This is a genomic window from Aeromonas sp. 130281 (assembly GCF_056642115.1).
In genome coordinates, this window is the sequence record NZ_JBWVQS010000001.1 from 809,268 (window position 1) to 829,727 (window position 20,460).

Sequence of the window (20,460 nt, forward strand, 5' to 3'; positions counted from 1 at the left end):
CCCAAGGGTCGGTGTTTTTATTTGCTTAAATTTTATCCTTTATTTCCTGAACAACGCCATCACTTCGTTATCTATCATATCGACGCTGTCGAGTGCCATCGGATACATCTCTCTGACTTTCGCCAAGAACTCCAACCAGAGTTCGATGGCCGGTTTCATCAGCGCCAACGTTTCCTCCTCCCCCTCGAAGGAGTAGAGAATGGAGCTCAGCAGGGTAAATACATAATTCATCGACCCTATCATGGTTTGTGGAATATGCTGCTGGCGTGTGGCGGAAATCTGGGCAAGATAGCCAAAGTTGCGCAGCATCAGCTGATTTATCTCATTGCGAGACGTGAAATCCTGTTGCCATTCGGCCACCATCTTGTCGATGAAGATATTGAAGAACTCGACGTCAAGCAGCGAAGAGAAGTCTTGCTTGCACAAAGGGATCGGGGCACAGAGCGCCACTATCTCCCCCAGCAGGGCGGACTTGTCGACCGGCATAGAGAGGCTTATCTCGGCACTTGGCAGGGCCCTCGCCTTTTCTATCTTGGCGCCATCGCTGCAATTGAAGCAGCGAATATCTTCATTGGCTGCCAGCACCTGCTCGATCACCCGCCGCGAGGTGTCAAACATGGCGTTGCTGATGATGGTGCCGCCAAAATTCCCTTCCCGTTGCCACAAACTATCGCCATACATCATCTCCCCCAAGGCCCCGGCACTCTCCTCGTTGTTATAGTAGGAGCTGAGCTTGGAATGATGGTGTCCCTTGTGCTTGTAGCCGTTATCCAGACCGAACAGATAGAGGTTTTTAAAACCAAGATGGATGGGGGCACTGACACCTATATTGCCCACCAGGGGGTTTACCCCACCGAGGGCGGCGCAGGCGTTCAAATGAGGGAAATAATTATGGTAGAGCGCCACCCCAGGCTCACTGAGTTTGAATGCAAGCACCGAACGGTTGAATAGCGAGGCGCAGTCGGGATGAATGACATCCGTACTCAGGAACAGGACATCGCGCAGGTAATCAGGATCGTTCAGATTGATCAGGAAGTCATAGACTATCTTGGTCCGCTCCGTCTCAACGTGAATATCCGGCTTGATACCGACCTTTTGCAAGGCTGAAATGGCGCTGCCACAGGAGATGATGATGGCCTTGTCTTTGTTTTTCTCGATGACAGAAATGGCTTCATCCAGCGAAGGACCATTGGCAATAATAAAGACGGGAGTCCGAGAATAACCAGATGGGATCCTCCCGCCCTTTTTCAAGAAGGGTACTGCACGCTCGATATTATTGATAGTGTGAGACAGGGCGATCAGATTGTCATCGAAGAAGCCCCACCCCATGACCAGCAGATAATATTCCTGCTGCACCTTCTCTATCAGCTTTCTTATCTTCTCGTTCTGATAGCCCCACATGATGAAAGCGTTGGCGATCAGGAAAGATCCACGGCTGTGAATGGCCGCAGCAAAATCCTTGACGATGGTTTCTTCATCCTGCCCCAGCAGAATGTGCAGCCCCAGATTCTCCTGATGCAGATAAGTCAGCAATGGCGCCCAATCGAAGCAGAACAAGGAAGCATAGAAGAGATCCAGGTCCGGCTCGAACAGAAAGAGAGTACCGATCTTGCACCTTTCATAGAGATAACCGAGGTGATAGCCCAGACCCACCCCGAAGATAAAGGCGCTCGGTACCTCTTGGGGCACCTGTCCCAGTCTCTCTTCCCGCGCGGAAATGTCGTCAAGATAGGCATTGAGCTTGTTGAGGTACTCGACATGCATGAAGCCCAGGGGATTGGCCTCCTGGCTGAAGGAGAATCTGGATAATCCCCCCTTCTCCATGAACTCCTTCACCAGCGTCTCACAGATGAGATAAGGCTCAGCACCGTACACGGCGACATCATCATCCAGCCAGGCCAGATTGGGTTGACCGTTTTCAGTGCAGAAGAACTTGAATGGACGAGCGGGCTGATAGTCCTCATAGATGTCGGCGATATGGGGAATATATTGACGAAACGCAGCCATATTTTGTGCAAAGCGAAGGGGTAACGCCACCTTCATGGCAGCTTCCTGCTCTGCTTGCTGCTGAAGTCGCTGTGCATCCTGCTCCGCTTTTATCAGGGCTGCATCAATATTGCCTGGCATCAGAACTCCTTGCTGTTTGCACGATACGCTTGCCCAGCCCTGCTGGCTTTCCCAACGTGAGTCAGTTGTTCGAAAATGGCGTGATGATGACTGGCTATCAGGGCTTTCGTGCTCTCTTCTTGAAGTGACAGCTCGCCAGCCAGGGCCGCAACAGCCTGTTGTTGCTCAGGTTCATCTTGAGCAAGCTGCACCAGACGACCTATCAACACCAACCGCTCATCCATGCACGACAGGGCCTCATCATATTGCTGCTGTTGCAATAGGGCGCCCATCAAGCGGCTATTATCCCGCAGTGCGTCATCGAGCTCGGTGAGAGTGGCTCTCACAGCTCACCCAACTGCTGTCTCATCTGATAGCCCTGCTGTTTTTCAGCCTCGGGCAATTGATCCCAACCGGATTTGATGGTCAGCATCAGTCCCATGACCTCTTCGAGGGGAGCGATATCGCGCGCCAGACTGGCATCCCAGATACGTTCGTCCATATAGGCGTAAAGCCCATATAGGTCTTCAGCCATGGTTCCCTGGCTCATATCCAGTGCATCCTGCAAACCATGCAGCAACCCTTGTGCCTTGGAAATGGCCACCGATTTTGCTTCCATGTCCTGGCGCTCGATGGCCCCCTTGGCTTGTGCCAGACGTTCCAGGCACCCCTGCATCATCAGTTGAATGACACGGTGAGGATCCGCCGTGGCCAGATCGGCTGCGAGGTTGCCTGCGGTATAGGCTTTGATATTGCGCTTGTACATATTTCAATACTCTCGATCTATCAAGATTTCTGATAATTCGTCTGCAGGCTGGACAATGCAGAGGCCGAGTTGTTCATCTTGACCAGCAAGGCATCCAGGCTGCCATATTGGGCACGCAGTGAGGCCTCATATTTTGCCAATTGTGCACTGGCCGTTGAGGTTTTCTGGGTAAGAGCACGCAAGTCAGAGTTCAAGACATCTTCTCGTTGTGCCAGCATGCCGCCGCTCTTGGTATATTCTTTCAAGCCGGTATTCAAGGTGCCCGCCAGGCCCTTCTCGCCACCAAACAGTGCCACAACCTGATCGAAGTTCTTGTCGACGGCTTCGCCAAACTTCGTCTTGTCGAGAGAGAGCTTGCCCTTGTTGTCCATCTTGATACCGACCTCGAAGATGGTGGAGTAGGTACCGCTGTTCTGGGAAGGGCTGACCAGCAGATTGCTCATGAATGACTCGATGGCTCTTGTGGTTGAGTCACCGGCCAGGGCGCCGCCATCATCCTGCTTCACGCCACCCACGAAGGTGTTGCGTTTGCCCAGGGTATTCATCTTGTCTTGCAGGGTGTTGTAACCATCCACGAACTGCTGGACAAGCTCCTGGATAGAGGTCTTGTCGGTCGTGATATCGACCTTGTTTGCCTTGAGATCCCCCACACTGTCTTTATCCGACACGCGCAGCACAGTCACCTTGAGGTCCTGGATAGAGTCATCAAAGGTGTTGGTGTCGCTCTTGAGGACGTTGCCATCCACGGAGATCTCTGCACTGCTGGCAGCCCGGGTCTGGTTCATGACACCGCCCCCCGACTCGAAGATGGCGAGCTCCGCCGTATCTCCGGTGATGGTCAGGTCCTTGCCATCGCCCGAAATGCCGGAATCGATCACCAGCTTGGCCTTGCCATCCGCCGTGTTCACTATGTTGGCGCTGAGGCCGAAGTTGTCGCCATTGCTGTTGATGCTCTTGCGAATGTCTTGCAGGGTATCGCCCGCTTTCACATCCACCTTGAACGTCTTGTCGCCGGCCTTGAACGTCAGTTGCCCATCCTGGGTGACCAGAGAGGTGGTGGAACTATCAAAGATCCCTTCCTGACGGCTCGTTTGTGCCAACTTATTGACGATGATGTTGTATTGCCCATTGGAGGCGCCAGACTTGCTCTCCACCTTCAGTATGGGGTCGTCTTTGCTCTGGGTAATGTTGATGGCGCGCTTGTTGAAAGCACCGGGGGCACTCAGCTTGTCGAGGATGTCGGTGAAGGCAGAGATGGAGGATTTCAACTGACCTATGCCAGACAAGGTGATCTGGGTGCTGTTTTGTTTGGTGACGATCGGTTGTTGCAGCTGGGCTTTTTTCGCTGCCACACTCGCCGAGATCACACTTTCAAGATCGAGCCCGGATCCCGCCCCCGCAGAGGTAATTGCCATACATCCTCCTGTCTATCGACTTAAAATTGGGTCACACCTGACCATCGAACAGCAGCCCGGAGAGAGCGGCACTATTGCCATTCGCCTGATCCATGGATTGCAACCTCTTGCTTATCAAGAGCATTTCCTCGCTCGGGATCTGACGGATAACCTGCTTGGTCTCCGCATCTATCACCTTGATCACCGGCTGGTCAAATTCGGGGACCAGACTGAAATTGATGGTCCATCCCTTCAACTTGCTCAAATTGTCCAATCTTTCTTGCAATTCTTGGGCCTGTTTTTCCATATAGGCCTTGTCCATACGCGACTCTGACGCCTTGACCTGTGCCTGTGATGCCTTGGCTATCGGCTCGACACTGGTCTGCTCGACCACATCCTCTCCATTGGAGACCGATGGAGAAACAGCCATGGCGGCCTGGGGGCCGCCATGTTGAGTCAGCGTCGAAGTAACAGAAGGCATGGCTATCGATTCATTGGCCATCTGCTGCTCCTCATGTCAATTGACGGTTGAACCGACTTAGCCCAGCAGCGACAAAGCCGACTGCGGACGCTGGTTGGCCTGTGCCAGGATGCTGGACGCGGCCTGTTGCAGAATGTTCTGCTTGGTCATGTTGGCGGTTTCTGTCGCAAAGTCCGCATCACGGATACGGGAGCGCGCGGCGCTGACGTTCTCGGAGATATTGGCCTGGTTGCGAATGGTCGAATCCAGACGGTTTTGCACCGCACCCAGCTCGGCACGCTTGCTGTCCACCACCCCCAGCATGGCATCGGCAGCAGCCAACACTTGTTGAGCGCCGCTCTGAGTACTGATGCTAATCGAACTACCTGCGGCAAAGATCGCAGTGACGTTGATGGCAGTACCGATCACTGTACCTACATCGACAGTAGTGTTGGCCGCAGCCGCAATACCGGAAATGCTGAACCCATCAGCCTGGGACAGGCTGAAGCCGATGGTCTGGTTGGCATCTGCCCCAACCTGGAAGCTACCGCTGTAGTTGCCATCCAGCAGCTTGGTACCCGCAAAGGTGGTATCTTTGGAGATTCGATTGATCTCAGAGCCCAGCTGATCCACTTCCTTCTGCAGAGCCTCGCGGTCCTTGGCGGAGTTGGAGCCGTTGGCTGATTGCTGGGCCAGGGTGCGCATGCGCTGCAGCATGCCGGTCACTTCATCCATGGCCCCTTCCGCTGTCTGTGCCAGGGAAATGCCATCGTTGGCGTTGCGGTTGCCCTGATCCAGGCCGTTGACCTGGGAGGTCAGACGGTTGGAGATCTGAAGGCCCGCCGCATCGTCCTTGGCACTGTTGATACGCAGACCAGATGCCAGGCGGGTGTATGAGGTATCCAACGACTTGGTGGTGTTCATCAAGTTACGCTGGGCGTTCAATGATGAAGTGTTGGTATTGATAAACATGGCCATAAAAGATTTCTCCTGATGAACAAGAAACTGCGGGCTCTGTTTGCATCTATGCAGCCAGGATCCCACCGTTCAGATGGACAGATTGAACGGTCTGTGCCATCTGGCGGGTCCCTTGTTTGAACGGACACAGGACCCGCAGTTGCGCAAATGCTGGATTTCCGAACACCCCACAATTTGCTTCATCCTTTGTAGCGGCAGTCCCATCAGAAGCTTTAGGACATTTATTGCCGCTCTCATCAACAAAGAGGCAAATGCCTTCCGCTCAGAGACTGATGGCGGTTAACCAGACAGCTGGCCGATCCCGTTCAGAGCAGAAGGCTTTTGTTCATATTGGATTCAGGCCAGAAAGCTCAACTGGCATAGTTTATGCTGGATACTTCTCGTCGCCACTTTTCTGGCGCCAATAAAAAGGCCGACAATAGTCGGCCATTGAAGAGTTTATGCTCAGGAGAACCACCTCGAGAGCGGCAGAGTGAACGACTGCACAACACTCGAGGAGAGACACCAACAAGATAATCTCTCTTTCGATAGGACAAGGCGTAAATCCGAACACCCCATTGTTCCATCTTTTCTTACCAGGGCGGCCTGAACAACCGCCCTGTTCTTTTTGCTGATTAACCCAGCAGTGACAGGGCAGACTGCGGACGCTGGTTGGCCTGGGCCAGTATGCTGGAAGCCGCCTGTTGCAGGATATTCTGCTTGGTCATGTTGGCAGTTTCGGTGGCGAAGTCCGCATCACGGATACGGGAGCGGGCGGCACTGACGTTTTCCGAGATATTGGCCTGGTTGCGAATGGTCGAATCCAGTCGGTTCTGCACCGCACCCAGCTCGGCACGTTTGCCATCCACCACTCCCAACATGGAGTCGACGGCCGCCAAGACGTTCTGGGCGTTACTCTGGCTGCTGATACTGATACCACCTGCACTGCCACCAACAAAGATGGCAGACACCAGTACCGTCGCCCCGGTTGCCGTTGTGATGGACGTGGCAGCGGCGGCGGCAATCCCGGAGATACTGAAACCGGCAGACTGGTTCAGGCTAAAGCCGATGGTCTGATTGGCATCCGCGCCCACCTGGAAGGAGCCAGAGTAGCTACCGTCAAGCAACTTGGTCCCGGCGAAGGTAGTATCGGTGGAGATACGGTTGATTTCAGACCCCAGCTGATCCACTTCCTTCTGCAGGGCTTCGCGATCCTTGGCGGAGTTGGAACCGTTGGCAGATTGCTGGGCCAGGGTACGCATACGCTGCAGCATACCGGTCACTTCATCCATGGCCCCTTCTGCGGTCTGCGCCAGGGAGATGCCGTCGTTGGCGTTGCGGTTGCCCTGATCCAGGCCGTTGACCTGGGAGGTCAGACGGTTGGAGATCTGCAGACCGGCCGCATCGTCCTTGGCGCTGTTGATACGCAGACCGGATGCCAGGCGGGTGTATGAGGTATCCAACGACTTGGTGGTGTTCATCAAGTTACGCTGGGCGTTCAATGATGAAGTGTTGGTATTGATAAACATGGCCATAAAAGATTTCTCCTGATGAACAAGAAACTGCGGGCTCTGCTTGCATCTATGCAGCCAGGGTCCCACCGTTCAGATGGACAGATTGAACGGTCTGTGCCATCTGGCGGGTCCCCTGTTTGAACGGACACAGGACCCGCAGTTGCGCAAATGTTGGTTTTCCGAACACCCCTCGATTTGCTTCACTCTCTGTAACGGCAGTCCCATCAGAAGCTTTAAGCAATTTATTCAACCTCCCCACGCAAAAAACTGGCAACAGCCCTGTTCCTGATGACGTGGCCTCAAAGCCCTGTCGTCATTAGACACTTCGACGTCACTCATGAATGTCTACGCAATAGAAATTGGCATGTTTTATGCTGGAGTTTATGTGTCGCCAGTTTATCGGCGCCCATAAAAAAGGCCGACAATGTCGGCCAAAGAAGAGCTTACGCTCAGGAGAACAACCTCGAGGGTGACAGAGTGAACGATCTGCGCAACACTCGAGGGGTAATACCAATAAGAGAAACTCTCTTTCGATAGGACAAGGCGTAAATCCGAACACCCCATTGTTCCATCTTGCTTACCAGGGCGGCCTGAACAACCGCCCTTTTCTTTTTCTGGCAATCAGTCAGCTTAGCCTTGCAGCAGGGAGAGCGCAGACTGCGGGCGCTGGTTGGCCTGGGCCAGGATGCTGGAGGCAGCCTGTTGCAGGATATTCTGCTTGGTCATGTTGGCGGTTTCGGTGGCAAAGTCTGCATCACGGATACGGGAGCGCGCGGCGCTGACGTTCTCGGAGATATTGGACTGGTTGCGGATGGTTGAATCCAACCGGTTTTGCACCGCACCCAGCTCGGCACGCTTGCTGTCGACCACGGTCAGCATGGAGTCAACGGCTGCCAGTACGTTCTGGGCATTGCTCTGACTGCTGATGCTGATGCCACCAGCACTACCGCCAACAAAGACTGTAGAGATACCGACCGCCGCTGCGGTACCAGCAATGGTGGTTGCCGCCGCCGCCGCAATCCCGGAGATGCTGAAACCATCTGCCTGACTCAGGCTGAAGCTGATGGTCTGGTTGGCATCCGCACCGACCTGGAAGGTGCCACCAAAGGAGCCGTCGAGCAGCTTGGTGCCAGCGAAGGTGGTCGCGCTGGAGATACGGTTGATCTCGGCACCCAGTTGATCCACCTCTTTTTGCAGGGCTTCACGATCCTTGGCGGAGTTGGAGCCGTTAGCCGATTGCTGGGCCAGAGTACGCATGCGCTGCAGCATGCCGGTCACTTCGTCCATGGCGCCTTCTGCGGTCTGCGCCAGGGAGATGCCGTCGTTGGCGTTGCGGTTGCCTTGATCCAGGCCGTTGACCTGGGAGGTCAGACGGTTGGAGATCTGCAGACCCGCCGCATCGTCCTTGGCGCTGTTGATGCGCAGGCCGGAGGCCAGACGAGTGTAGGAGGTATCCAGAGATTTGGTGCTGTTCATCATGTTACGCTGAGCGTTGAGCGATGAAACGTTGGTATTGATATACAGACTCATAATTTTTCTCCTAAGCTATTAAATTTTATCTTTAATTCACTCAGGCTTTATTTTGTTTTGTGCCTGATATGTTTAGTTAACGGCGCTGTTTGGTAAGACTTTAATTTCTTTTTTCTGCCTTTTTGGCAGTAATCGCCGCCTAACCTATATATCGGCCTCTATTTCCCAGCCTTGAGAAAAAAATCAGAATTTTTGTCGCAGATCCCCAACCGACCCGCAGATAGGTGGCCAGATCCCGCACCCGCTGGGTCTGTGCTGCCTGTCACCCGTCCTCCCCTGACCCCCAGAAACCCGCTCTGGCTCCCACTTTTGCATACCGGCATTGCTCACACGCGCCCCTTGCCCCTAAAATCGCCGCCCCATCATTTATTGGACATGAGTTGTTCTCCATGCAGACACTGGTTGAGCAGATTGTTTACATCAGCGACATGTTTGGTACTGCGGTATTCGCGTTTTCGGGGGTATTGGTGGCAGGGCGCCTTCGAATGGACGGCTTCGGCGTCATGGTGCTGGCCGCGGTGACCGCCATCGGTGGTGGCACCATACGTGACATGATCCTGGGCGCCACCCCGGTCTTCTGGGTACGCGACCCCCTCTATATCTGGGTGGTGATCGCCACGGCCCTCATCGGCATGTGGATGGTCAAGTTGCCCCGCCGCATGCCCTGGTATGTGCTGCCGGTGGCCGACGCCTTCGGGCTGGCGCTCTTCACCGTGATAGGCGCCCAGAAGGCACTCAACTTTGGCACCTCAGGGCTGATTGCGGTGCTCATGGGTACCATGACGGGGGTTGCTGGCGGCATGATCCGGGACGTGCTGGCCCGGGAAGTGCCCATGGTGCTGCAAAAGGAGATCTATGCCACCGCCTGCATCCTGGGGGGCATCCTCTATACCCTGGCGCTGGAGGTCAACATGGACAGGGTCACAGCCATGCTTATCTGCATGACGGCCGTTTTTGGCCTGCGCGTGGCCGCCATCTACTGGCACCTCTCCCTGCCGACCTTCTCGTTGCAGCGCAACTGAACCTGGACTGGGTGGGCGAGATCCCACCCTTGCAGGGGCAAGATTGAACCAAGCCCGCTTTTCTGTTGTCATAGAGTGGTCGTTTCAAGCCGGATTACCTCATGCAAAAACTTGGGCTCATTACCACGCTGATTCTGATGATGGTGGCAGCGGCTCATGCGGGGGCACAGGCCCTGTTCGGGCGCCTGGCATCCACCCCGGTACAGCAGTTCAACCAGCAGATCCGTCAGGCGAGCAGCAGTCAGCAGGGCTGGGTCAACGACTATCGCGAAGTGGCCCGCCGCTTCGTGGGTCATGAAGACGTGCCCACCCGCATCCATGCCCAGCAGCTGGACAACGATCTGGTGCTCTCGGTGGCCCTCGATGGCCAGAAGAGCGACATGATCTACATCCTGACCCTGTTTCGCAGCAACAACCTGTGGCAAATGCGTCAGGCAGAGATGGGCTGGCGCTGCCATGGCCAGGAGACCTTTACCCCCGTCCCCTGCCCCTGATCATCACCGAACATGTGAAATAAAAAAATCCGGCACCTTGGCCGGATTTTTTTATGGGCGCATGGGCACCGCTATCAGGGGCGGTACACCTTGACGTTGTCAAAGCCCTGCTCTTTCAGATAGAGCGCCTGCAGCTTGCTCATCACGCCGCGATCGCAATAGAGCAGGTAGGTCTGCTCTTTCGGCAGATCGCCAAAGGCGGTTGCCAACTTGAAGAAGGGGATGTGCAGTACGTCGCGCCCTTCCACCACCAGCGGCTTCTCGTCGCGTTCATCACTGGAGCGGATGTCCAGGATGACTTCGTTGGCGGCCAGCACCTGGGTGGTCTCCACCTCCTGCACCTGGGCGGCAGTCTCTTCGCCGATGCGGCGGATATCGAGGTAGCGGGCTTCGCTCACCACCTTGTCCAGGATGGCGAAGTCGAAGTTGGCCTCTTCCGCCTCGATGCGAGAGAGCTCGGCCTTCACGGTCGGCTTCTTGGAGATGACACCGCAATACTCCGGCATGGTCTCGGCGAACTCCAGGGTACCGATGCGACGGGCTTCGCTGATGATGTCCGGCTTGTCCCAGGTGATGAGCGGGCGCAGGATCACCTTGTCGGTCACCCGATCGATGACGTTCAGGTTGGTCAGGGTCTGGCTGGAAACCTGGCCCACGCACTCGCCGGTCACCAGGGCCGGGATCTGGAAGGTGTCCGCCACCTGGCCGGCGGCACGCATCATCATCCGCTTGAGCACCACCCCCATCTGACCGTTGTCGATCTTCTCGAGGATCTCGGCCACCACGGGCTCGAAGTCGATGGCGGTGAAACGCACCTTGTGGGAGGCACCGAACTTGTTCCACAGGTAATAGGCGACCTGCTTGACACCGATCTCGTGGGCGGCGCCCCCCAGGTTGAAGAAGCAGTAGTGCACGCGGCAGCCGCGCTTGATGAACTGGTAGGAGGCCACGCCGGAGTCGAAACCGCCGGAGAGCAGGCTCAGCACATCCTCCTGGGTCGCCATGGGGAAGCCTCCCATGCCGTGGTGGACCGCGCTGATGATGTAGAGCTCGTCGTTTTCCACTTCCAGGTTGACCTGGATATCGGGTTTTTTAAGGCGCACACCGGCGGTTTCGCAGTGCTGGTTGAGGCCGCCACCCACATAGCGCTCCAGCTCCAGGGAGCTGAAGTCGTGCTTGCCGACGCGACGGGCGCGCACGCAGAAGGTCTTGCCTTTCAGGCGATCGCCCCAGACGGCGCGGGTCTGCTCGAAGATGTCGTGCAGATCGGTAAAGTTGCTCAGCTTCACTTCGAGGAAGTACTGGATGCCAGGGATACAGGCCAGGGTCTCGAGATACTGGGCGTGGAACTGATCGTTGCGGGAGCTCACTACCAGCTTGTCCCAGTCCATCCGCACACGGGCGTCTTCGTCAAAGCGGCGCAACACGTTACGGATGTTGCCCTGCAGCATCTTGGTGAAACGCTGACGCACTGACTTGCTCTTGATGGTGATTTCGGGGAACAGCTTGATAATGAACTTCATGGTGTTGACTCGGGTGGCCTTGATTTAAGGGCGCGAATTATATCAGAAGTTTGGCGCCAGCGCCTACTGGCCAGGCGACGGCATATTTTCCCACGCAATGTTTGCCGCAAGGCGGCAATCTTGCGTATATTCCCGAGCCTGCGCCTTGGCCACCGGCTTGAACCCTGACGATCCGATGAAGACCTATATCTACTACCCCGGCATGGAAGTACGGGATGAACTCTGGCTCAAGTTTGCTCTTATCTATCTGGAGCGGCTCGCCTTCGTCTTCACCGTCAGCGAGAAGAGCGGCCTCACCGCCCTGCTCGATACCCTGCGCCAGCAGAGCGACCTGCTGGCCGAGCCGCCCGAGCCCGCCTTCTTTGCCGCCATCACGCCCCAGGTCGAGAGCCAGATTGCCGGCCTTGTCGCCCCCGACTTCGTCCGCCACAAGGTGTTTGGCAACAAGGAGCTGATCACGCGCTGGCGCCAGCGTGCCAACCACGACTGCTTCTGCCCCGCCCAGCCAGGTCTGGAGCGGCTGCACGGTTTTTGCCTGACCCAGGGCTTTGCGACGCAGGATGATGGGGGGATAAGAATGGCGCGGCGCTTTGCCAACCTGCTCTCCATGCGCCTCGCCCGTGAGTGGGCGCTCGCCAATGAGGGGGCCCTCATCACGGATCACGACTATCTGGACCGGCTGCTTCACCTGCTCGAATCCCGCTACCACAATCGCGGCGGTCAGGATTGCTTCCACCTCGAGATCCCGTTGCAAGTACCCACTCACCTCGCCGAGATCTCCTTTGCGGAGCTGGTTGCTCTGCGCGGGCGCAGCGGGTTTCGCCAGCAGCTGGCGGCCTTCCACCAGGCTCTGGATGCCCTGCTCGCCATGCTTGGCAGCGGCTACGCCGACCCTGCGATACTGGCCCGCTTCGAACAGGCGCAGCAGGGGCTCAACCAGCTGCTGGGCCCGCAGACCCGCAGCCTACCACTCACCACCCTGGTCAGCTGCTCATTGCCCGCCATGGCGATGATCCACAGGCTCAAGGAGAGTCATCCCGACAGCACTCTGGTCTTCCATCCCATCAAGAAGAGCCACTTCCACCAGCGCAAGAGTCAGCACTTCTTCACCCGGCTGGGTCAGGTCAAACCCTGAGCCAGCTTAGGCGCAGAGGCTGCCGTCAAAATATTGTCGCCCTGAACGGGCAGCCCCTTTGACTCGCCTCTCTCAGGAGGGGTTCTCCAATCGAAACTCGATGCGATCGCTGTTGCCCGCCTCGTCCACCACCACCAGCTGGTAGCGCCCCGCCTCGCTCAGCACCTGATCCCCATCCCAGCGCAGCCGCTGACCGTTGAGAAACCAGGCCGGCTTGCCGACGCCCCCCAGCACTTTGGGCTGCAGCCGGTAACGCTGGCTGCGGATAAGATTGCCCTCTCCCAGCGCCAGGATGCGAATAGGGGCCTGCAGCTCGGCACTTCGCCCCTCCCCCGCACAACCGCTTGCCAGCAGCGCCTGCCGCCGCTCGCCGGGTGACCGCCAGGGCTCCAGCGAGAGCGGCCAGAGCGCCCGGAAACCGGATTGCGCCGCATCCTGGCAACGGGCCAGGGTTGGCTTGCCTTCGGCAGTGAGCGCAACCAGCCGCAGCGGCGAAGGCCAGTCCATGGGATCCGGCAAGGTGGGGGGATCGCGCCCTTCCAGCAGCCAGGCACTCTGGTGCTGCAGACAGGCCTCTGGCAGGGTCGCGCTCGCCTTGCGTCCCAACGGCCAGCAGATCTCCGCCTCGCTCACCGTATTGGGCTGCGCCGGCAGAGGGCTGTTGTCCGAGAGCCGCGAGTAGACCGAGAGCAGCAGCGGCACCGCCGCGCTCTGGCCGTAAAAACCGGGCATGGGGGTGCCGTCGGGGCGTCCCAGCCAGACGCCTATGGTCCAGCGACCGGAGACCCCCATGGCCCAGCTGTCGCGATAGCCATAGCTGGTGCCGGTCTTCCAGGCAAGCCGGTTGACCCGGCCGGTCGCCTCGCTGGCAAAGGGCTGATCCGCGCGCCCCTGGGCGCTCAATATCTGCCAGATGATCCAGGCCGCCCCCGGGCTCAGCAAGGGGCGTGACACCGCCTGCTGCCCCGCCAGCCAGACCGGCATCGCCACCTGCCCCTGCCGGGTCAGCGCGCTGTAGAGCGCCACCAGCTGCTCGAGCCGAATGCCTGCCGCCCCCAGCGCAATGGCCGGGTTGGGTTTGTCCGAAAGCGCGAGCCGCACCCCGGCATTGTCGAGGCGGCTGACCAGCTTGTCGGCCCCAAGCGCCTCCAGCACCTGTACCGCCGGCACGTTGAGAGATTGCTGCAGCGCCTGAGCCAGAGTCACCGGCCCCTGAAAGGCGCCGGAGAAGTTGGCGGGTCTGTAATCCGAGCCGAGCCTAGGCGCATCGGAGAGCAGGGAGGCGGAGTGCACCAACCCCTCGTCCATCGCCAGACCGTAGATAAAGGGCTTGAGGGTAGAGCCGGGAGAACGGATCGCCTGCACCATGTCGAGATAACCGTGGCGGCGCAAATTGCCATACTCGGCGCTGCCCACATAGGCGCGCACCGCCATGGTTTTGTTGTCTACCAGCAGCAGGGCGGCGGAAGTCTGCTCGGGGAAGCGGCGGATATAGCTCGCTACCCGCCCCTCCAGCCAGCGCTGCAGATCCCCGTCTATGGTGGTGTGCACCAGGGCCCCGGCCTGATTATCGGCGGCGAGACGGGCAAAGAGCGGCGCCTCCATCGGCGTGAAGTGACCGCGGGCCAGCACAGGCTCGATGCGCCCCTCCTGCCACACCGGCTCGGGCCAGACCCCTTGTGCCACCAGTCGTAGCATCACCTTGTCGCGGGCGGCGCGGGCTCGCTCGGGATGCCTGTCCGGCCGGTTGCGGCTGGGAGCCTGCGGCAGCACTGCCAAGAGCGCCGCCTCGGCATGGGTCAGCTTGGCGGCGCTCTTGCCGAGATAGGCAAAACTTGCCGCCTGCACCCCCTCCAGGTTGCCGCCAAATGGCGCCCGGTTGAGGTAGACGGTGAGCAGGGTACGCTTGTCGTAGTGCCACTCCAGCTGCAGCGCCCGCGCCATCTGGCGCAGCTTGCCGGGCACGCTCCTGTGGTAGGGCTCGATGAGGCGGGCCACTTGCATGGTGAGGGTCGAGCCGCCCGACACGGCGCGCCCGTAGCGCAGCCACTGCCAAACCCCGCGGACCATGGCCACCGGATTGACCCCGGGATGGCGCCAGAAATGGCGATCCTCGTAGCCCAGCAACGCCTCTATATAGCGGGGGGAGACCTGCTCCAGGGTCACGGGGTAGCGCCACACGCCGCTGGTGTCGGCAAAGGCCCGCAGTGGCCGCCCCTTCATGTCGAGCACCACCCGCGCATAGGCTGGGTCGAGTGGCGGCGGCGGGAAAATGCGATCGAGCGCCAGCAGCGCCAGAAACAGGGCTACAACGCCCAGCACCGAGCAGCGCAGCCAGCGTGGCAGACGGTCAAGCCAGCCCCAGCAAGCGCGACCACAGTGACAAAGTCGCAGCCAGCCACGCTGCCAGAAAGTGAGCGGGCGAACCCGCTCGAGGGAGGGAAGATTACTCAGAGATGCTCACCTCGTGAATATCCTCACCCACTGCCCGTAGCTCAGGCCGGTACATGTCCTCCACCTGGGTCGGCGGTACCTGATAACGACCCGGCGTCACCGCCCGCATCAGGTAGACCAGCTGCTGATTGCCCCCCGCACTCAGATCCAACGCCGCCGTGTAGCGATCGTCACGAAACTCCTGATGCTTGAAGTAGTCGTTCCACTCGCTCTGCCACGCCGGTTTCCCCTCGATGGAGAGCTCTTCCAGCTTGATGCTGTTGCCAAGGGCCGGGTTCTCCAGCTCGAAGCCTGCCGGCACCATCTCCACCAGCAGGGCATCGGGCACCGCCGATTCGCTGCTGACGTTGAGCCGCACCACCACCAGATCGCCGACCCGTACCCTGGCCGGATCAAGCTGCTTGCCGTCGCTGTCGAACCAGCTGCGGGTGACGCTTATCCCCTGACTCAACCGGGCAGGAGCCTGTTCGGGGTAACCTACCAGAGTGCGCTGCACATAGAGGGATCCCTTGCCCTCGTTGGTGATCCCGCTGACTGCCAGCGCCTCGGGGGCGCCCAGCAGCAATGGGGCCGAACCGGTCAGGGATTCACTGCCAAGGGGTGAGTCGACCCTGGCCTGCCAGTCGGCGGCAGGATCAACTTGCGCCAGCCGCAGCAATGCGAGCCGCTCCTGAGTGCTGAGCCACTGACGGTGGGCCAGGGTGTCGACCACCTTGGCGCTGAGATCAGGCCAGCGCTCCTCGGCCAGCTTGTACTGACGCAGCAGGGAGAGCTCGAGGGCCTGATCGCGCAGGGGGGAACCGTAATCCCCGAGATAATCCTCACCGCGCTCGGTCGCCTGCGCCCGAGCAAGGGCCTTGGCGGCATTCTGCTCATCCCCCATGGCCGAGAGCGCCAACGAGAGATGGAGCAGCGGCAAACCGGAGCGGGCGTGATCCGCCTGCTGCTCCCAGATGAGGCGCAAGGTAGCGAGCGGTGCCTTGCCCACCCGGGCCAGCACATAGGCGCTGTAGGCCTGATAGGCAAGACGGCTGTGCTCGGGGGCACTGCTCCAGCGCTCCCCGTACTGGCTGTCGGTGAGATAGCTCTGCAGCCGGTTCAGGGCCTGATTGAGCATCGCCTCCGGCACCGTATCACCCGCCTCCTTGCGGGCCAGCAGGTAGTCGGCGGCATAGGCGGTGAGCCACTGCTCCTCGTCGGAACGACCATCCCAGAGGCCAAAGCCGCCGCTTGGCAGTTGCAACCGCTGCAGCCGTTGCAGCAGGGCACGCTGCACATCCGCCTCGCTCGCCGGTTTCTTGCCCTCTGCGGGTTTGCTCCAGGCGGCCCGATCATCCGCCGTGGTCAGCAGATAGGGCCAGGCGCGCGATAGGGTCTGCTCCAGACAGGCATAGGGGTAGTCGGCCAGCGCCTGCCACTGGGCCGCCGGATCCCAGGGGGGCGTGCCGGAGAGGCTAAGCAGCCCCTGCAGATTGGCGGGGTCAAGCCCCGCAAGCTCGCCCGGTGCCAGGCTCATCTGCTGGCCGGGAGCCAGCATCTGGTAGCGCTGGCGAGTCTCGGCCGGCCAAGGGGAGCGCAGCGGCAGAGTCCAGTCGCGGCTGACCGCAAAGCCCTTGCCGCTGGCCGCCAACTGCAAGCTTGCCACACCGCTCGCCCCGGTCACGGTGAGCGGCAGGGTCAGCCACTGCTCCTCGCCATTTTTCAGGGCAAGGGTGCCGGGCAGTTCGCCGTCTGCCTTGAGCCCACCGTTGAGGGTCCAGGCAAGGGAGAGGGTCTGATCCTCACCGCTCATGTTGCGCAGCTGTACCAGGGCCCGGGTCTCATCCCCTCTGGCGCCAAAGCGCGGCCAGCCGATCTCGGCCACCAAGGGTGCCACCACCTTGACGGCGCGCTCGGCCTCCCCGACTTGCTGTTCGTTCCAGGCCAGCGCCATCAGCGCCAGCTCGCCGTTGAAGTTGGGCAGGTCGAGCGGGATCACCGCCTTGCCGCTCTCATCAAAACTCACCTCGCCACTCCAGAGCGCGGCTACTTCGACCCGGCTCTCCAGCGCGCCACCCTTTTTCAGCGGTGCCCGGTCCCCCCCGTAGTTGAGGCGAGCCAGCTTACCATCCTGGGGCGGGATCACCTGACCGTAGTTGTCGAACAAGTCTTGCGCGAAGCGCTTGCGACCGAAGAAGATCTCGAACGGGTCTAGCGGCTGGTAGTCGCTGATATTGAGCACGCCCCTGTCCACCGCCGCCAGCACCACGCGGCCCTGACTGTTGGGGGTGGAGGTGGCTGTCACCTCCAGCCGGGTGAGCGGCACGGCTTTATCCGGCGCGCTCAGGGTGAGCGGCAGACGGCGCGCTTCCCGATCCAGGGTGAGCGGCACCAGGCCGACCGAGCGCAGGCTCGGTATTCCCTTGCTGCTCGCCGGCCTCGACTCGCTGTCAGGGACGGCGATCTGGGCCGATATATGGAGATCATGACGCAGCCACTCGGGGCTGACCGGGATCTCGAACTCGCCGCGCCCCTCCCCTTGTCCGGCACCTTCGGCGTTCAGCTCGATGCGCTGCCACCAGCGCAGGCCGTCACCATCTTCCACCAGCAAGAGCCCCTTGCCGGGGCGCGGGGCCACCAGGGTCACCTTGGCCTTGTCGCCCGCCTGGTAGGCGCGCTTGTCGAGGGTGATGGCAATCTTGTCGGGCCGCGCCTGCTCGCCACCGCCGCCCCAGGCGTAGCTGCCGATCTCCAGCCGCAGGCTGGATTGATGGCCCTGACTGTTCTCCACCTCCAACCGATACCAGCCCGCCGCCAGCGGCAAACTGAGGGGGGTCGGTCCCTTGCCGTCCAGCTGCAGGATCTGCTCCTGCTCCAGATAGGGCTGGCTGTTGAATTCGTACTTCCACCCCTCGCCGTCGGCGTAGTGCCAGTAGTAGTCGCGGTACTCGTTGATGAGACGCACCTTCACCTCGCCCGCCACCGGCTGCCCCTTGTCGTCGAGGTTGAGGATCTGGAAGGGCAGCGGCTTGCCCCCTTCCACCCGATCCGCCACGAAATCGGCCTTGAGGGCGGGCCACTGGCTGCCCGCTGGCCAGCCGTACTGGGTGCGACTGCGATTGACGGCGCGGCCACCTGGCTCGGAGAGCGACACCCGATAGGCCACCTCCAGCGGCCCGAGACCGCGCACCCCATCGAGCTCATCCGCCAGCGAGAAAGTCCCCTGCCCCTGTTCATTGAGGGTGATATTGAGGGGCTCCGGCTCTTTGGCCTGCTCGGCGAGCAGCACGTCACCCAGGGTGAACTCCTGCCACTGGGTAAAGGGCATGGTGGCGCGGCTGATTTTCACCTCCGCCTTCGCCTTGGTGGCGCTCGCCGGGGCACCGTAGAGGTAGTCCCCCTGCAGCGGCAGGGTGAGCGCGGCTTCAGGGCTCTGCAATTCCCCCTCCGGTCCCTTGCCGAGCTGCAGTTTCAGCCGCTCCGGCAGAAACTCCTCCACCAGGAAGGGCCACTCGAAACGGCTGCCTGCCGATGTCTTGAGGGTGATGGTCCAGCGCCCGAGCGGCGCATCGTCCGGCAACCGCAGACCATAGTGGGCGGCGCCCAGGTTGTCCGGCAGCAGCCGTTTCTGTTCGAGCAGCTGGCCGTCCGGCTGCTTCACCTCCAGCTCCACCGCCATGCCGGGCAGCAACTGGCCATCCTGCCCCTTGAGCAGGATCTCGCTGTCGAGCCGCTCGCCGGGGCGGTAGAGATCTCGTCCGCTGAACAGATAAAGCTGCTGTGCCTGCCAGGGCTGGGTGCCGAGATCGAAGGTGGAGAGATCGAGGGCCGCGCCATCGAGACGCAGCACCGCCAGATGCTTGCCCTGCTCGGCCAGCAGCAGCCGGGCCCCCTGCACCTGATCGAAGCGGCGATGGCCCTGGGGATCGGTATTTTGCACCTGCAGCCGGTTGCCCTTCTCGTCGAGCAGGGAGAGCTGCACCTCCTTGAGCGGGTCGGCGCTAGCCAGGGAGCTGACGAACACCTCCAGCTGATCGCGGTAGCGGCGGGCGCTGAGCCCCATGTCGCTCACCGCGAAATAGGTGGTCTCCTTGCGCCAGTCGTAGTTGCCAAGGGGAGACATCACCGCAAAGTAGATCCCAGCCTCGGCCAGTTGCGGCTCCTTCACATTGATGAGGCGGGTCTCGCGCCGGTTGGCATCGAGTTCCAGCGCATAGCGACCGCTGAACACCCGCTTGGCTCGCCGGGTGACCTGCTCCAGATCCCAGTTGCCCATGCCGGCACCGGGGCGATACTCGGCCAGGAAACGGGGCAGATATTCCGCATCGACCCGGAAGAAGTCGATGTTGACCTCGTCCACGTTCACCGCGCTGATGGGCAGGCGCAGCTCGTCGCGCAGGGGCAATACCATGCCGCTGGCGGTAAACGAGGCCCCCGCCTCCAGCGGCCGGGTCTTGAGAGTCCAGCTCTGGGGGGCTGGGCCCAGCCCCGCCTTGAGACTCACCTCGTAGCTTCTGTCAGGCTGGACATTCGGGAAATAGAGGGTGCGGCCATCGTCGGCGAGGATCCACTCCCCCTGCACCTGGTTGCCCCCTTCGCTGACCGTGAGCCAGCTCTGCCAGTTTGCCTTGGGCGCCAAGGGGCCGGAGAAGACCAGCGCCAGCGCCGGGGCGTCTCTATATTGGCGGGCATTGGCCTGCACCACTGAGGTCGGTGCCCCGGCCTCCTGCTGCACCTCGGTTGGGGAGGATGCGGGGGCCGGAGTGTCCGGGCCGCAGCCTGCCAAAAGCAGAGCACCCACACCCGCCAGTAACGAGGTAAGCAGACGAGGGACGCGAGACACAGCAGAGGGCTTGAGGAGACGCATAGATTTGATCCCGGGTTGAGTCGCCGCCAGCGCAGCGCAGGAGCCAATAGGATAAAACGTCCCCCCCATTAACACAAAACTCAGTGCGGCGGGCGCATCATCCACGGCATGCCGTTGCTGGCAGCAGAAATAGCTATTTATGAGCAAGCAATAATATTCCCCATTCGAAGCTCTTTTTTGGGCGGCTATTTTATATGGGAAAACTTTCCCCGTTTTCTGAACCCAAGCCAAACTGGGAACAACTGTTCGCTTGTGCGGC

At 59.9% G+C, this 20,460-nt stretch carries 14 protein-coding genes; 3 read left to right on the top strand and 11 right to left on the bottom strand.

Features of this window, described 5'->3' with window-relative positions; all coding sequences use genetic code 11:
* Positions 1 to 39 precede the first annotated feature (39 nt).
* From AC1IN8_RS03525 to AC1IN8_RS03560, 8 genes are all read right to left on the bottom strand, one after another.
* Positions 40 to 2,127: a motility associated factor glycosyltransferase family protein gene (locus AC1IN8_RS03525; RefSeq protein ID WP_479758085.1), complete on the bottom strand. Its 2,088-nt coding sequence runs from the start codon at positions 2,125 to 2,127 to the stop codon at positions 40 to 42.
* Positions 2,127 to 2,399, bottom strand: a complete 273-nt coding sequence (locus tag AC1IN8_RS03530) for a hypothetical protein (protein ID WP_479758086.1) — start codon at positions 2,397 to 2,399, stop codon at positions 2,127 to 2,129. The genes AC1IN8_RS03525 and AC1IN8_RS03530 overlap by 1 nt, the downstream gene beginning before the upstream one ends.
* Positions 2,400 to 2,449: 50 nt before the next feature.
* Positions 2,450 to 2,872, bottom strand: a complete 423-nt coding sequence (fliS, locus tag AC1IN8_RS03535; protein ID WP_111912395.1) for a flagellar export chaperone FliS — start codon at positions 2,870 to 2,872, stop codon at positions 2,450 to 2,452.
* Positions 2,873 to 2,892: 20 nt separating this feature from the next.
* Complete coding sequence (gene fliD, locus AC1IN8_RS03540; protein ID WP_479758088.1) at positions 2,893 to 4,287, bottom strand: flagellar filament capping protein FliD; 1,395 nt, start codon at positions 4,285 to 4,287, stop codon at positions 2,893 to 2,895.
* A 31-nt stretch (positions 4,288 to 4,318) separates the two neighbouring features.
* Positions 4,319 to 4,768: a flagellar protein FlaG gene (locus tag AC1IN8_RS03545; protein WP_479758089.1), complete on the bottom strand. Its 450-nt coding sequence runs from the start codon at positions 4,766 to 4,768 to the stop codon at positions 4,319 to 4,321.
* A gap of 36 nt (positions 4,769 to 4,804) precedes the next feature.
* The gene (locus tag AC1IN8_RS03550; protein WP_408748472.1) at positions 4,805 to 5,704 is read right to left on the bottom strand and encodes a flagellin N-terminal helical domain-containing protein; all 900 of its coding nucleotides are present in this window, start codon (positions 5,702 to 5,704) and stop codon (positions 4,805 to 4,807) included.
* 614 nt (positions 5,705 to 6,318) lie between these two features.
* On the bottom strand, positions 6,319 to 7,218 hold the full coding sequence (locus AC1IN8_RS03555; protein WP_479758090.1) for a flagellin N-terminal helical domain-containing protein: 900 nt from the start codon (positions 7,216 to 7,218) through the stop codon (positions 6,319 to 6,321).
* Positions 7,219 to 7,827: 609 nt separating this feature from the next.
* Positions 7,828 to 8,727 carry a flagellin N-terminal helical domain-containing protein gene (locus AC1IN8_RS03560; RefSeq protein ID WP_479758091.1) on the bottom strand — a complete coding sequence of 300 codons (900 nt, stop codon included), beginning with the start codon at positions 8,725 to 8,727 and terminating at the stop codon, positions 7,828 to 7,830.
* A gap of 389 nt (positions 8,728 to 9,116) precedes the next feature.
* Here AC1IN8_RS03560 and AC1IN8_RS03565 point away from each other — a divergent pair, with 389 nt between their 5' ends.
* Both AC1IN8_RS03565 and AC1IN8_RS03570 read left to right on the top strand, forming a co-directional pair.
* Positions 9,117 to 9,749: a trimeric intracellular cation channel family protein gene (locus tag AC1IN8_RS03565; RefSeq protein WP_025326511.1), complete on the top strand. Its 633-nt coding sequence runs from the start codon at positions 9,117 to 9,119 to the stop codon at positions 9,747 to 9,749.
* A 101-nt stretch (positions 9,750 to 9,850) separates the two neighbouring features.
* Positions 9,851 to 10,243, top strand: coding sequence for a hypothetical protein (locus AC1IN8_RS03570; RefSeq protein WP_139434151.1), 393 nt, complete (start codon positions 9,851 to 9,853; stop codon positions 10,241 to 10,243).
* A gap of 74 nt (positions 10,244 to 10,317) precedes the next feature.
* On the opposite strand, the gene thiI is transcribed toward AC1IN8_RS03570, so the two are convergent.
* Positions 10,318 to 11,766, bottom strand: coding sequence for a tRNA uracil 4-sulfurtransferase ThiI (thiI, locus tag AC1IN8_RS03575; RefSeq protein WP_139434152.1), 1,449 nt, complete (start codon positions 11,764 to 11,766; stop codon positions 10,318 to 10,320).
* 175 nt (positions 11,767 to 11,941) lie between these two features.
* On the opposite strand from thiI, the gene AC1IN8_RS03580 reads away from it, so the two are divergent.
* Positions 11,942 to 12,901, top strand: a complete 960-nt coding sequence (locus tag AC1IN8_RS03580) for a hypothetical protein (RefSeq protein ID WP_479758092.1) — start codon at positions 11,942 to 11,944, stop codon at positions 12,899 to 12,901.
* Positions 12,902 to 12,973: 72 nt separating this feature from the next.
* On the opposite strand, the gene pbpC is transcribed toward AC1IN8_RS03580, so the two are convergent.
* The gene (pbpC, locus tag AC1IN8_RS03585; protein WP_479758457.1) at positions 12,974 to 15,295 is read right to left on the bottom strand and encodes a penicillin-binding protein 1C; all 2,322 of its coding nucleotides are present in this window, start codon (positions 15,293 to 15,295) and stop codon (positions 12,974 to 12,976) included.
* Between the two features lie 52 nt (positions 15,296 to 15,347).
* Entirely contained in the window at positions 15,348 to 20,201 is a 4,854-nt protein-coding gene (locus tag AC1IN8_RS03590; protein WP_479758093.1) for an alpha-2-macroglobulin family protein, read from the bottom strand.
* Positions 20,202 to 20,460 lie beyond the last annotated feature (259 nt).

Bases quoted from the DNA above. Each gene is read 5' to 3' on its own strand.
- AC1IN8_RS03525 (WP_479758085.1), bottom strand. From the start codon at position 2,127: ATGCCAGGCAATATTGATGCAGCCCTGATAAAAGCGGAGCAGGATGCA.
- AC1IN8_RS03530 (WP_479758086.1), bottom strand. From the start codon at position 2,399: ATGGGCGCCCTATTGCAACAGCAGCAATATGATGAGGCCCTGTCGTGC.
- fliS (WP_111912395.1), bottom strand. From the start codon at position 2,872: ATGTACAAGCGCAATATCAAAGCCTATACCGCAGGCAACCTCGCAGCC.
- fliD (WP_479758088.1), bottom strand. From the start codon at position 4,287: ATGGCAATTACCTCTGCGGGGGCGGGATCCGGGCTCGATCTTGAAAGT.
- AC1IN8_RS03545 (WP_479758089.1), bottom strand. From the start codon at position 4,768: ATGGCCAATGAATCGATAGCCATGCCTTCTGTTACTTCGACGCTGACT.
- AC1IN8_RS03550 (WP_408748472.1), bottom strand. From the start codon at position 5,704: ATGGCCATGTTTATCAATACCAACACTTCATCATTGAACGCCCAGCGT.
- AC1IN8_RS03555 (WP_479758090.1), bottom strand. From the start codon at position 7,218: ATGGCCATGTTTATCAATACCAACACTTCATCATTGAACGCCCAGCGT.
- AC1IN8_RS03560 (WP_479758091.1), bottom strand. From the start codon at position 8,727: ATGAGTCTGTATATCAATACCAACGTTTCATCGCTCAACGCTCAGCGT.
- AC1IN8_RS03565 (WP_025326511.1), top strand. From the start codon at position 9,117: ATGCAGACACTGGTTGAGCAGATTGTTTACATCAGCGACATGTTTGGT.
- AC1IN8_RS03570 (WP_139434151.1), top strand. From the start codon at position 9,851: ATGCAAAAACTTGGGCTCATTACCACGCTGATTCTGATGATGGTGGCA.
- thiI (WP_139434152.1), bottom strand. From the start codon at position 11,766: ATGAAGTTCATTATCAAGCTGTTCCCCGAAATCACCATCAAGAGCAAG.
- AC1IN8_RS03580 (WP_479758092.1), top strand. From the start codon at position 11,942: ATGAAGACCTATATCTACTACCCCGGCATGGAAGTACGGGATGAACTC.
- AC1IN8_RS03590 (WP_479758093.1), bottom strand. From the start codon at position 20,201: ATGCGTCTCCTCAAGCCCTCTGCTGTGTCTCGCGTCCCTCGTCTGCTT.